General features: G+C 53.1%; 11 protein-coding genes. 3 read left to right on the top strand and 8 right to left on the bottom strand.

Features of this window, described 5'->3' with window-relative positions:
- The 8 genes from D568_RS0104415 to D568_RS0104450 all read right to left on the bottom strand — a co-directional run bounded on the left by D568_RS0104415 (position 1) and on the right by D568_RS0104450 (position 8407).
- Positions 1–270 (bottom strand): K+/H+ antiporter subunit F, encoded by a 270-nt coding sequence (locus D568_RS0104415; protein WP_020208368.1) that lies wholly within the window; start codon positions 268–270, stop codon positions 1–3.
- Entirely contained in the window at positions 255–767 is a 513-nt protein-coding gene (locus D568_RS0104420) for a Na+/H+ antiporter subunit E (protein ID WP_020208369.1), read from the bottom strand. The genes D568_RS0104415 and D568_RS0104420 overlap by 16 nt, the downstream gene beginning before the upstream one ends.
- The gene (locus tag D568_RS0104425) at positions 760–2283 is read right to left on the bottom strand and encodes a monovalent cation/H+ antiporter subunit D (protein WP_020208370.1); all 1524 of its coding nucleotides are present in this window, start codon (positions 2281–2283) and stop codon (positions 760–762) included. Before D568_RS0104425 ends, D568_RS0104420 begins: the two co-directional genes overlap by 8 nt.
- Entirely contained in the window at positions 2280–2621 is a 342-nt protein-coding gene (locus D568_RS0104430; RefSeq protein WP_020208371.1) for a Na+/H+ antiporter subunit C, read from the bottom strand. The genes D568_RS0104425 and D568_RS0104430 overlap by 4 nt, the downstream gene beginning before the upstream one ends.
- Positions 2621–5458, bottom strand: a complete 2838-nt coding sequence (locus D568_RS0104435; protein ID WP_020208372.1) for a monovalent cation/H+ antiporter subunit A — start codon at positions 5456–5458, stop codon at positions 2621–2623. The genes D568_RS0104430 and D568_RS0104435 overlap by 1 nt, the downstream gene beginning before the upstream one ends.
- Positions 5459–5791: 333 nt before the next feature.
- Positions 5792–6319 carry a DUF3833 domain-containing protein gene (locus D568_RS0104440; RefSeq protein ID WP_020208373.1) on the bottom strand — a complete coding sequence of 176 codons (528 nt, stop codon included), beginning with the start codon at positions 6317–6319 and terminating at the stop codon, positions 5792–5794.
- 8 nt (positions 6320–6327) lie between these two features.
- Positions 6328–7359, bottom strand: a complete 1032-nt coding sequence (locus D568_RS19265; RefSeq protein WP_020208374.1) for a phospholipase A — start codon at positions 7357–7359, stop codon at positions 6328–6330.
- Between the two features lie 79 nt (positions 7360–7438).
- Positions 7439–8407, bottom strand: coding sequence for a hypothetical protein (locus tag D568_RS0104450; RefSeq protein WP_245551593.1), 969 nt, complete (start codon positions 8405–8407; stop codon positions 7439–7441).
- A gap of 403 nt (positions 8408–8810) precedes the next feature.
- On the opposite strand from D568_RS0104450, the gene D568_RS19270 reads away from it, so the two are divergent.
- The 3 genes from D568_RS19270 to D568_RS0104465 are packed head-to-tail and all read left to right on the top strand — an operon-like array spanning position 8811 to position 13697.
- Positions 8811–9992: an efflux RND transporter periplasmic adaptor subunit gene (locus D568_RS19270; RefSeq protein ID WP_020208376.1), complete on the top strand. Its 1182-nt coding sequence runs from the start codon at positions 8811–8813 to the stop codon at positions 9990–9992.
- Complete coding sequence (locus D568_RS0104460; protein ID WP_020208377.1) at positions 9992–13153, top strand: efflux RND transporter permease subunit; 3162 nt, start codon at positions 9992–9994, stop codon at positions 13151–13153. The genes D568_RS19270 and D568_RS0104460 overlap by 1 nt, the downstream gene beginning before the upstream one ends.
- Before the next feature lie 13 nt (positions 13154–13166).
- Positions 13167–13697 (top strand): NADPH-dependent FMN reductase, encoded by a 531-nt coding sequence (locus D568_RS0104465; protein ID WP_040516314.1) that lies wholly within the window; start codon positions 13167–13169, stop codon positions 13695–13697.
- Position 13698: the final 1 nt, after the last annotated feature.

Consider the following 13698-nt stretch of genomic DNA (forward strand, 5'->3'; position numbering starts at 1 on the left):
TCACTCAATAATGTCGCCGCGCAGCAGGTATTTGGACAGCGCCACGGTGCCGACAAAACCCATTACCGCGATCAGCAGTGCGCCTTCAAAATACAGGGTGCTTTTCTCGTGCATGCCAAACACAATCAGCATGGCGATGGAATTAATGTACATGGTGTCCAGCGCGAGGATGCGGTCGGTCATGGTGGGGCCGATGCACAGACGCCACAGGTTTAGCACCAAGGCTAAACCGATAATAAACATGGTGATTTGAATTACGGATTGGAGCATTCGAAAATCTCCTTTAACGGCTTTTCATAGCGGGTTTTGATGTCCGCGATGGCCTGATCGATATCGTCAATGTGCAGGCCGTGCACCAGCAGGTAACCTTCTTCCATTTGCAAATCCACCGACACGGTGCCCGGTGTCAGCGAAATGGTGTTGGCCAGCAGGGTGATGGTGAAGTCCTGCTTTAATTCCAGCGGGATGCGCATAAACGCCGGGTTTAGTTTTTGCCGCGAGCCCATGATTAAAAAGGCCACTTGCACATTGGCAATTAAAATATCCCACAGCACCAACAGCAAAAAACGCAACGCCAGTACGGGCCTGTTAATCACCATAGACTGTGGCCAGAACGACTGGGTAAAAAATGGAATGGCCCAGGCGAGTAATAACCCCAGTACCCAGTGTCCGGGGGCAATGGTGTTGTTTATTAACAGCCACAGGCCCAGCATAAAAGCGCTGAGCAATTTATGAGGAAAGAGTTTTTTACCGGCCAGACTACTCATGGTGCACCCCCGGAATGGCTTTATGGTTAAGAACGGCCTCGGTGTAAACGCTCGGGTTTTTCAGCTGTTGGGCCAGTGCATCGGTGTACTGCACCACAGGGTTGCCACCAAAGGATAGCGCCAGCGATAACGCCAGCATGGTAATCACTGCCAACAGTGCGCCACGGTCGGCTTTTTCGGCTTTGGCCACTCGGTTTTCGGTACGCCAGAAGATGGTGCTGCCGCTGCGACTTAACGCGGTAATGGTGACAAAGCCCGCCGCCAATAACATAAACCACAGCCAGAAGGTGCGCTCGTCGGTGGTGGCCGCCTGCATCAACATGACTTTACCCACAAAACCCGACAGCGGAGGCATACCAATAACTGCGGCGGCGGCAATAAAAAACAGCGCCCCTAATTTAACCGGCTGGCGCAGGGCGGGGCCGGTAATAATGCGGTCAGAGGTGGCGCCGCGCTGGCGCACAATTAAATCGGCCAATAAAAACAGTGCGCCGCATACCCAGGTGGAATGAATTAAGTAGTACATGGTGGCGCTGAGGGCTTGCTCGGTATTAAGTGCTACACCGGCCAGCATGGTGCCCACCGAGACAATCACAAGGTAGGCAACTTGCAAACGCAGCTCGCGCGCAGCCAAGGCGCCAGCCACACCAAAGCCCAGAGTGATGAGCGACAGCGGCCACAGCCAGGGCTCGGCCAGGTTCGCCACCGTGCCAGCGGTATCGCCAAACACCAGAGTGTACATGCGGATAATCGAGTAAACACCGATTTTGGTCATGATGCAGAACATCGCCGCCACCGGTGCCGAGGCCGAGGCATAGGCGCGCGGCAACCAGAAATACAGAGGCACCATGGCCGCCTTGAGGCCGAACACCACCAGCAACAGCAGGGCGGCGGCGTTCATTAACGGGGCTTCAGCGGGGGTGGTTTGTGCCACTTTCTCGGCCATGTCGGCCATGTTCAAGGTGCCGGTCAAGCCGTACAAAAGTGCGGCGGCAATCAAAAACAGGCTTGAGCCGACTAAATTGAGCAACACATAGTGCAGGCCCGATTTAATGCGCGCCGCGCCGCCGCCGTGCAGCAGCAGTGTGTAAGAAGAAATTAATAACACTTCAAAAAACACAAACAGATTGAACAGGTCGCCGGTTAAGAAGGCACCGTTCACACCCATGAGCAAAAAGTGCAACACACTGTGTAAGCTGTCGGCGGGTTTGTCGTTGCCGCGCACGGCATACCACAGGCAGAAAAAGGCCAGTACTACAGTGACAAACACCATGAGGGCGCTTAAGCGATCCAGCACCAGCACAATACCAAACGGCGGTGCCCAATTGCCCAGGGCGTACACGGTAATGCTGCCTTCAGCGGCGCTTAGCAGCAGCGCTGTGGCCACACCCAATTGCGCGATAATGCTTAAAAAACTGATGCTGCGCTGCACCCGCAGCGGGCGGCCTGTGCCCAGCAGCAATAAAATGGCGGTGAGTAGCGGTATTAATACCGGAGCAATAATAAGGTGGCTCACGATTTCACGTCCTCCACCTTAATGCGTCCATCCACATGGTCGTTGCCCAGCTCGGCCCGCGCGCGCAGGGCCAGCACCATCACGAAGGCTGTCATGGCAAAGCTGATCACAATGGCGGTTAGCACCAGCGCCTGGGGCAGTGGGTCGGTATAGCCTTCACCCACACCGATAATGGTGCTTTTGCCCGGGTTTAAACGACCTGAGACAAAAATAAAGATATTCACCGCATAGGTGAGCAGTGTCAGGCCGAGAATAATCGGGAAGGTGCGTCCGCGCAGCAGCAGGTACACCCCGCAGCTGGTGAGTACGGCAATCACCACGGCTACCAGAATTTCCATCAGTCTTCTCCTCTGGTCACTTCGGTGTTTTTATAAACTTTACTGGTGGCTGGGCGCGGCGAGTGACTGGTTTGCGCCAGCTTACCCAGGTGCGCCAGAATCAGCATGGTGGCGCCCACCACGGTGATGTACACACCGGTGTCAAAGGCCATGGCTGAGGCCAGCTCAAAATCGCCCACAATGGGCCAGTGAATATGGCTGAAGGTTGAGGTCAAAAACGGATAACCGAAAAACCAGCTGCCTACGCCGGTAATGGCGGCAATGAGCACGCCAGATACCGCCACGCGGCGATACTTCCATTTCAAGCGCTCTTGCATCCAGCCGGTGCCCGAGGCCACGTATTGCAAAATAAGCGCAACGCTGGTGACCAGCCCGGCAATAAAGCCGCCGCCCGGCGCGTTGTGCCCGCGCAGAAATATGTACACCGAGACCATCAACGCCAGGGGTAAAAGAATGCGGGCCATTACCGCCAAAATGGGCGGGTGGGGCTGTTTATCCCAGACTCTGCCTTCACCATCGGCTTGCGGCAGAGGTAAGTGAAGGCCATTAAGCATCGCATAAATGCCCACGGCGGCTACCGCCAATACGGTAATTTCGCCGAACGTATCAAAGCCCCGGAAGTCCACCAAAATCACGTTAACGATATTGGCTCCGCCACCGCCAGAAACACTGTTGGCGACGTAAAACTCGGACAGGGTTTCGTAGGGGCGGGTAATCATGGCGAAGGTAATCAGGCCCATACCAATACCGGCAGCGGCGGCGAGCGCGATGTCGCGGCCGACACGCTTAGCGCCGGATTCATTGGGTGTCATTTGGGGCAGGAAGTACAGCGCCAGTATCAGCAACACAATGGTGACGACTTCTACGGATATTTGCGTGAGCGCCAAATCGGGCGCCGAGTAACGCACAAAAATCAACGACACCACCAGGCCCACCACGCTCATTAACAGCAGTGCAGCAAAGCGGTTGTGGTGTAGCAGTACCGTACCCAGCGCACCCACAATCAAAATGATGGCGGCTAACAGACTGACCGGTTCGATCTCGGAAACGCCCAAAGTGCCTTGAAACTGAGACATGGGGTAGAGCGAGCAGGCAATCGCCACCACCGCTGCGCCGATGAGTAACGCCATATAGCGCTGCAGCGAGTTGTTTTGCACAAAATCGGTAAACAGCTGCGCAATGCGCACTGACAACTGCACCCGCGATTCGAACACAATTTTTTCGTCGTGACGGAATTTGCGCTCGTAAAAGGCAAACAGGCCCGAGCGCTGGGTGTACATAATTACCCCGCCAATGGTGGCGACAATGCTCATCATCAGTGGCAGGTTAAAACCGTGCCAGATGGCAATGTGATAATCCGGCTTGTTCTCGCCCAGCACCGCGAGGCTTGCCGCCTCAAGAAAGGGTGCCACGGTAAAGTTGGGCAGTATGCCCACCAGCAGACACAGCGCCACCAGAATCTCTACCGGCACAATCATATAGCGTGGCGGCTCATGGGGTGGGTACTTGGGCAGGTCGATGGGCTCGCCGTTAAAGAAGACATCGTGAATAAATCGCACCGAGTAGGCTACCGAGAAAACCCCGGCCAGGGTTGCCATTACCGGGAATACCCAGCTGAACATGCCCATGGATTCAATGTGCAGCGCCTCAGAGAAGAACATCTCTTTACTCAAAAAGCCGTTCAGCAGCGGTACACCCGCCATCGCCAGGGCGGCCACCATGGCCAGCAGGGCGGTGTGCGGCATGTACTTCCACATGCCGTTAATTTTGCGCATATCCCGGGTGCCGGTTTCGTGGTCGATAATACCGGCGGCCATAAACAGCGAGGCCTTAAACGTGGCGTGGTTAATAATGTGGAAAATAGCCGCTACCACGGCCAGCTCGGTGCTAAAGCCCAGCAGCATGGTAATCAGGCCCAGGTGGCTGATGGTGGAGTAGGCCAGCAGGCCTTTTAAGTCGTGCTTGAACAGGGCGTTGTAAGCACCGAACAGCAAGGTCGCCATGCCGGTAAAGGTGACGATGTAAAACCAGCCATCGGTGCCCGCCAGGGCTGGGTACATGCGCGCCAGCAAAAACACCCCGGCTTTTACCATGGTGGCCGAGTGTAAATAAGCCGACACGGGCGTGGGCGCGCTCATGGCGTGGGGGAGCCAAAACTGGAAGGGGAATTGCGCGGACTTGGTAAAAGCGCCCAGCAGTACCAGGACCAAAATCACCGGGTAGCTGGGGTCGGCTTTAATGGTATCGGCCGCCGCAAAAATAGCGCCCAGCTCAAAGCTGCCAACCACGCGCTCAATTAACAGGGCACCCGCCAGTAAGCACAGGCCGCCTGCACCGGTTACTGCCAACGCCATGCGCGCGCCTTTGCGGGCGTCGGTTTGGCCGGACCAGTAGCCGATTAATAAAAAGGATACCAGCGAGGTAATTTCCCAGAACACAATCAACAGCAGCAGGTTGTTGGACAGCACAATGCCCAGCATGGCCATCATAAACAGCTGCAAAAGCGCGTAGAGCTTACTCAGCGAGTCGCGTTCAGAAAGGTAGTAACGAGCGTAAAGAATCACCAAAAGGCCTATGCCGACAATCAGCAGGGCGAACATCAACCCCAGGCCGTCCAGCCGTAAACTGAGGTTTAACCCCAGCGACGGCAGCCAGCTGAAGCTGGCGTATTCAACTTGGCCGCTGAATACGCCCGCGGCACTGCCAATTAAAATACCCAAAGCGCACAGCGGGCCAAGGGCGGCGGAGTAGGCGCACAGGGTGCGGCCAAAACGCTCGGTTGCAAAGGGCAGCAGTGCGCCCAGCATGGGCAGCAGGATAATGCTTAATAATGTCATGGTGTGGTAACACCCCAGTTGCCAGGGCCCGCTTCCTCGGGCCGGATTATGTCATTGTTTATCGCGCGCAGGCGGGCTTAGGGCATTGGGCGCAATACGCCTATGCCAGACGATGGCAGCCCGGTGGATCCATATAGAAAGGTTGATAGCGGCGATGGGAGTGATTACAGACTGAACAGTCCGCCGCGTTGGCGGTGAGGTCTGGTCGCGGCAATGTAGCTGTTATACGCGAGAAGGCCATTAAGTGTGTATTCCTGATGTCTGCTCAGTGCACAGACGTTATACACAAACTTGTTGTGGAGTGCCACCGGCGGCGTGAATATTTACCCCAAATTACTCGCCGGTTTTGCGAATCACCAGCTGGATTGAGCCAACGGTAAAACCCCATTTTCTGAGGGTTGATTGGTTTATGACCACATCGTCGCTGACGCGCCACATCCAGTCGTCTACCGCCAGGGCTAGTTTGTCACCACGGTAGTCAATTTCGAGAGTGTACTTCAGGTTCAACGCGTTACCGGCGACCACGCCATGACCGGTGCCGATCACATCCCCCGCGGTGGCGTCGAACTGATGGGCGCTGGTGGGGGTAAGGGTCCAGACTCGGGTTTGTTTTTCACCGTCATCGAACACAAAGTGTTCATCGAGGGTGCCAATGCCGTCCGTCCAAGAGGCGTTGATATCCGCCTGAAATGAGCGCGTGACTTCACCCGCGCGATCTTTGACTACACCGTGGGCAACGAGCTTACCTTGAAAAAACTCTTCGGGTGCGAAGGCGGGGGTGCGCCCCTGGTAGGTTTGTATATCGGGCCCGGCGCAGGCCTGGACCAGTAAAAGGCAAGTTAGAATCAGCGCGCGAGACATATAACACCTTAAAAAATATCGGTAAACGTAACCCCCAGCCCGATAGATTGTGTGCGTATGTTGTAATCAATCAGGCTGGCACCATAGCCGTCAAATAACTTGACGTAACCGCGCACCGTACTGCTGATCGGAAACGACCAATCCAGCTGCAAGGCCCCTTTGTCGCTAAAGGGGCGGCGCGTCATAAAGCTCACTATATGATCATTACGTGTGTAGGCGCCGGCCAGTTCATAGTGGCCGTAAAAATCGTCGATATCCGGGTTGTCGTCCTTCTCAGAGTCTTCCGGCAGGCGGTACCAAGGGGTAATGGAAAAAGCGAGGTTGCCCCGCTCGAAAATGGCGCGACCTTTTACTCGGTTCCAGCTGCGCGACAGTAGGCCTGACTGGCCGTTGGACTGATGAGACACGATCAGCTGATTCATCACGTTGCGGAACCCAAAGATCTCCCAGTTGTTGATGACAGAGAGAATCAGTTCTGGTTCGTGGTTGGTTTCGCGAAAAGGACGGGAGATCTCGGTATTATACGCTTGCCAAAACGATTGATTGGTATAGGCGACATACAGGTTGCCGTTGTTATGGAAGATGTCATCGGCCAGCAGAACCTTCATACTGATCTGAAATTCTATTTCGATATTTTGATAGTTGACGTCTTCGCCTGACTCTTCTTCAAATGGGCGTTCATTGGGCGTGTCGGTATAGACGGCTGGAAGTAAATAGTTGCGGTTATGGGGGGTAAGAACAAATCGGTTCGACCTGTTCAGCGCCTCCATTTCCAGCCGGGTTTCCAGCGCCGGCTCTTCTTCGGCCTTCTGCGGTTCTGGGGCTGGGGTAGGCGCTTCTATATTATCCGGATCCTCTTCGGCCAGATTTTTACAAGCGCTTCGCAGCTGCTCCAGAGTCATGTCTTTGTCGGCGTTGAGGCTCATGCGAGCCAGACACTGCCGATAATCAGCTTCATTAATGGGAGCTTCGGAGCCACAAACGTTTGCGGCTATCAGAACAGATGCCAGCGGCATAAATGAAAAGATGCGAGAGAGCATGAGCCGCAAGCCTGTTTAATGAGACAAGGCGGTATTCTGCCTTAGGCTTGGTGGGCTTGAAAAGCCCTTCTGTGTGGGATTACACAGGGGCGATTCCACTGACAAGCCACTGATCCATATCGGCATCGTGCCACTGGCTGATTAAATCGATACCATTATCGACAATCGATAAATACACATCGATAATATCGCTGGCGAGGTTATATATGCGGTTGCTGTCTGCGTTGAGCGCCCCTTCGTGCAGAATATCTGTTTCAACCATGTTGAGCAGAAACATAAGCTTTAACTCGTAGCTTTTTAACTGGCTGAGCAAACCGATGTCCTGATCGAGAATGCCTTCAAGGCGCTTGATCTGGTGGCGAAGCTTTTCATTGTTAACCCGGGTGCACTGGATGACATAACGCAGTTTGCTGTCATGGTGCGAATCCAGAAACCCTACGGCGGCGGCGTAGGTGCCCAATGCGCGAATTCGCCCAATCTGCTCAACCACTGCCGGTAACAGACGAGTGGTAAAGTGGAGTACCTCGAGATGTTTAAAGCGGCTGGGGTAGCTGCTTGTCTCGGGCTCGGGTGGGTTATCCTCCAACAGATGGTGAATGGGTTGTTCAAGCTGGCGCGAAAGAGCCGCTAACATCGCCAATGATTGCTCAATCATGTGGCAATGCAGCTCGTAATTATCAATGACAGAGTCTTCCTGCCAGTCGCGGCTGATGGTGACCCAGGCGCTTTGCAGGTTTTGTTGGTCGCGCTCACTGAGCAGGCCTTCACTGCTTTTAGCCATGGCTTGCAGAAGTAAAATACGGCGCTCAAGTTGCGCTTGCAGTTGGTTGAAGTCTTCACGAAAAAACTCGTTTCCGCCAAGCATGCCCATACTCATGCCGCGATGGCGTTGCGCGGTCTTGATGGTGCGATTGAATTGACGGATGAGATTGAGGGCGTTTTGCCGACGGCGATAAACCGCGTAATAGCGACAGTAAATTTCGCTATTAGCGTTGTCAGTTGGTGCAATGTGTACGCTGGTTTGCCCGTTCATGGTGCCTGATTTCAAGTGGTGACTTCATGTAAGTGGCGCGTTTGCCAGGTTTCGGTTTAACTATGCTCCTGCCTGGTGCGTAAACGGCGTCCACAGCCTGTTTTACCGAATTTACTGTTTTGCTTGAGCAAGTCTTATACCAAGAAGGGAAAAAACCAGAAATCGTAAAGTGTGGTGCAACTGTTATCACAGTTTTGGCGTCTGTTAATCTCTATCGCAATAAAGCTCTGATTCAGGGCAGGGCAGGCGAGAAATACAGCGCCTTATTTTGAGACATATTTTGCGGCATAAACGTATGAGACAAAAAGAGTGCCTCTGCGTATATTGCAGCCACAAAACAATAATGCCTCGCCAGCGGTATGAGGCAAATAAAGTTATTTAATGAGTGAGCATTAATCGTTCACAGGAGAGACACTCAATGCAAACACCGGGCTTTTTTCGCAGGAACATTCGCTGGCTAGCACCTGTGCTGATTATTGTTTTATCTGCCGCACTATTGGGGGTGCTTGCTTCACTGCGAACACCCCCGCCAGAGAGGCCGCCGCAAAATGCCGCCGAGCTGGTTGAAGTCCAAGCGCTAACCCCTTCATCGATGCAGTTAACGGTTCGCTCTCAGGGGCTGGTAACGGCCAAGTACACTACCGAATTGGTGGCTCAGGTTAGCGGTGAAATTGTTTCGTTAGCCCCCGCTTTCGAGCGTGGCGGCATTGTCAAAAAAGGGGATGTGCTCGCCACGATTGACCCCACAAATTATGAAGTGGCCCTAGAAAACGCCAAAGCTAGCCTGGCCAGTGCCGAAGCGGGGTTAGAGCAAGAGCAAGCGCAAAGCGAAGTGGCGCGAGTAGAGTGGGAGGACATAAACGATCGCCCTGCACCCGCATTGGGGTTGCGTAAACCTCAATTGGCTCAAGCTGAAGCGCAACTAACAGCCGCCCGGGCCGCTTTAAAGCAAGCCAGTAAAGACCTGGCGCGGACTCAAATCATAGCCCCTTATGATGCTTTGGTGTCAGAGCGAAGCATCAGTCTGGGTTCTTTTGTAAACGTTGGCAGCACCATGGGACAGCTGATGGATGTCAGCCTGGCTCAGGTGCGCTTACCCATCGCTGAATCTGAGTTTCGTTATCTGCATCAGGAGGGGGTTGGCTCCGTGGTGAACCTGCGATCGGGTGATCAAACCTGGCAGGCCAAGATCGTACGCGGGGAAGGTGTTGTGGACAGTGAGACGCGTATGCGCTATCTGGTGGCCGAGATCGCCGACCCGTATCAGCTAGAGACTCAGCGCGATGCAAGCACCCTGGCCTTCGGTACTTATGTGGTGGCTGATATTGTGGGAAGGCAGTTGCAACAGGCAGTAACCGTGCCTCGAAGTTTAGTTCGGGATGGGCAGGTCCCGTTATATGACGAGGGGCTGCTGGAGTTGCGAGAGGTGAATGTAATACGCGAGGCACAGGGACAGGCGGTAATAGATTCGGGCATTAATCCGGGCGATAAGTTAATAACCACGGCTCTGGACTACCCCGTGCCGGGTATGGCTTTGGAAATACGCAGCACAACCGCTTCAGCTTCAAATGAGTCTCAAGCCGAGGCGGAGGCGGAATAATGGAAACCGTAGAAGATACTCGCCGGGGGATTATCGCCTGGTTTGCTCGCAACAGCGTTGCCGCTAATTTGTTGATGATAGTGCTGATTTTAATGGGGTTGTTCAGTGCACTAACAATCCGCAAGCAAATGTTTCCGCAATTGGAAATTAACTGGATTAACATCGATATTACCTACCGGGGCGCGGCGCCACAGGATGTCGAAGAAGGCATTACCGTTAAGCTCGAAGAGGCACTGGCTACCGTGCAGGGTATTGAGCGGTTGATTACCCGTTCCAACCGCGGCGCGGCCAGCGCCAGCATTGAAGTGATGGAAAACTACGACGCCCAGGATGTGCTGGACGAAGTCAAAACAGCGGTGGACTCTATCTCCAGCTTTCCTGACGGCATGGAGCGACCTCGAATCAGTCGCGTTAAGTTTCGCCAGGAAGTTATGTACGTCTCGCTGTACGGCGACTTAAATAATTTTGACTTAAAGCGCATGGGCGAAGAAATTTACAATGAGCTGCGCGCTCTGCCCGATGTCAATATTGTTGAATACTACAGTGGTGCCAATTACGAAATAGCCATTGAAGTCAGCCGCGACAAACTGCATGAATACGGTTTTACCTTTAACGAAGTCGCCCAGGCGGTGCGCAACTGGTCCACCAATCAATCGGCCGGGCAAATTCGTGCCGAAGACGGTTTTATTTCGGTGCGTGTGGAAGATCAGGCGTACATTGGCGAAGAGTTTGAACGCTTACCGCTGCGCACCGGCGAAGATGGCACCAAGGTGTTGCTGGGCGATGTAGCCAAAGTTAACGACGGCTTTGAAGAGGGCATTAACTACACCAAGCTCAACGGCCACAACGCGGTCACGTTTTTTATCGGCGCCACCAAAGACCAGAGCATTACCGATGTTTCCAGTACGGTAAAAACCTACCTTGATGAGCGCAATCAAACCCTTCCCGCCGGTGTCTCGGTCGACCCCTGGGTTGACTTAACTTACTACCTGAATGGCCGTTTGAACATGATGCTGAGCAACATGTTTTGGGGCGGTTTATTGGTGTTTGCCATTCTCGCGTTATTTTTGCGCATGAAGCTCGCCATGTGGGTCATGTTGGGCTTGCCGGTTAGCTTTCTGGGCGCTATGGCGCTTTTACCTTTAAGCTGGATTGATGTAACCATCAATGTTGCCAGCCTGTTCGCCTTTATTATGGTGTTGGGGGTGGTGGTGGACGACGCCATTGTGATTGGTGAGAGTGTTCACAGCGAGGTCGAAGAACGCGGCCAAAGTATTGACAATGTGATTCGCGGCGCGCAAAGAGTGGCCACACCCGCCACCTTTGGTGTGCTCACTACTTGCGCGGCCTTTATGCCTATGGTGCTGGAGTCCGGGCCGGATGCCGCTTTTGCCAACTCCATTGGCTATGTGGTGGTGCTGTGTTTACTCTTCTCGCTGGTGGAATCCAAACTGATCTTGCCAGCGCATTTAGCGCACATGAAGCCCGTGGCCGCCACGAATCATTCAAACCCGATTTATAAGGTGCAAAATTTTATCAGCACCCGGCTGCAGTGGTTTATCGATAACGCTTACACGCCGGGACTGAAATGGTCACTGCAATATCGCTACATTGTGATGGCGATTTTCACCGGTATTATCTTTGTTACCGCCGGTATGTTTGCCGCAGGCTTTCTTAAATTTGTAGGCATGCCCAAGGTGCCCCATGATTTTGCCATTATTAATCTCGAAATGAATCCCAGTGTGCCCGAACAGACCACTATGGATGCCATGCTCGCCATTGAAAACATGATTAACGAAGTCGAGGCGGACATCGAGCGCGAGTTTGAGACCCCCATGGTAGAGAAACTGTATGTCTCCATGCAGTCGCGCACCACTGCTGAAATTCAGGCCAAGTTAGTGGACCCGGAAGATCGCCCTATGGATACCTTTGCCTTATCGTCTCGTTGGCGGGAGAAAATGCCCAATCTCACTGGTATGAAAAGCATGAACATTGTTGACAGTGTGATGATGGCGCCCGGTGGTGATGACGGTGATGTGAGTTTTCGCGTGGTCGGTACCGACCTGGAACAGCTGCGCCTGGCCGCTGCGGATATTCGCGCCGGGATGAGCAAAATTGACGGTGTTTACGAAATTCAGGACAGCGAACAAAAAGGCGTAAAAGAGGCGCGTTTTCGCTTAAAACCCGTGGCTTATAGTTTGGGGTTAACCACCGCCGATGTCGCTAATCAGGCGGCTTTTAGTTTGTACGGCATAGAGGCCCAGCGTATTGTCCGCGATGGCGAAGAAATTCGGGTGATGGTGCGTTACCCCGAAAGCGAACGCAACTCGATTGACGCTGTAAACGATGTGTTAATTACTACACCCTCTGGCAGTAAAGTGCCGCTGAAAGAAGTCGCAGAGATAGATTTGGTCGACGGGGTTAACCAAATTTATCGCGAAGATGGCAAACGTACCATCACCGTATGGGCAAATCTGGATTTTTCTAAAATTCAGCCATTAGCGGTTGCGGATACCCTGCGCGAAGGGGTGTTTAAAGACATTGAGCATAATTACCCCAAGTTGGAATTGGAAGAGTCCGGTAATTTACAGGATGAACGTGAAACCCTATTCAATTTTTTCGTCAATATCATCACTATTTTGCTGATGATTTACGTGCTTTTGGCATTGCCTCTGCGTTCATATACACAACCGCTAATGATTATGTCAGTGATACCTTTTGGTGTTATTGGTGCGATTTGGGGCCACATGATCATGGGGTTTGATTTCAGTAGTCTCTCGCTGTTTGGCATTTTTGCCGCCATCGGCGTCGTGGTGAACGACTCGCTGGTGATGGTGGATTATGTGAATGGCGCGCGCGAGAGAGGCGACAGTTTGCAGCAAGCGGTACTGCAGGGTGGGCGACGCCGTTTTCGCGCCGTTATTCTGACATCCATGACCACCTTTATTGGTCTATTACCGATTATGTTTGAATCGTCTTTGCAGGCAAAAATTGTGATTCCGATGGCCATTTCACTGGCTTACGGGGTTTTGTTCGCTACCTTTGTGACCTTGGTGTTGGTGCCTGTGTTGTACTTGGTGATGCATGACCTTAGTTCTGTCCGGCGCAGAATGCTAAATTGGTTTTGTCCCTACCGGAAAACTCAATCGTTTGATGCCTGAGGTGGAGGTTTACATGAAGCTATTGGCCATTAGTGGAAGTTTGAGAAAAGAATCTTTGAATACGTCATTGTTAAACGCCGCTAAGTCTGTGGCGGGGGATAAGGTCACCTGGGATACAGCGGCAATAGACGATATACCACTGTACAACCAGGACATCGACGGTGAGCAAAAGCCCGCATCGGTTGACCGTCTCAAGAAGCAGATTGAAGCAGCCGATGCCTTGGTGATTGCTACCCCGGAGTACAATTACAGCATTCCCGGTGGTTTAAAAAACGCCATCGACTGGGCGTCGCGCCCCGCGTATAAATCGGTGCTGGCGCACAAAAAGACCCTTATTTTAAGCGCCTCAATGAGCCCGATGGGTGGTGTGCGTGCGCAGGGTCAGTTAAAGCAAATTTTGGCCGGTACGTTAACGCCGGTATTTCCGGCGCCCGAGTTTGCCGTGGCCACTGCACAGAACAAATTTACCAATGGCGAGCTGACCGATACGGACACGCAACAAAAGTTGCAACGCTTGGTTAACGACTTTTTAGCCTGGGTATAAC

The organism is Gilvimarinus chinensis DSM 19667, from assembly GCF_000377745.1.
Classification (GTDB): Bacteria; Pseudomonadota; Gammaproteobacteria; order Pseudomonadales; family Cellvibrionaceae; genus Gilvimarinus; species Gilvimarinus chinensis.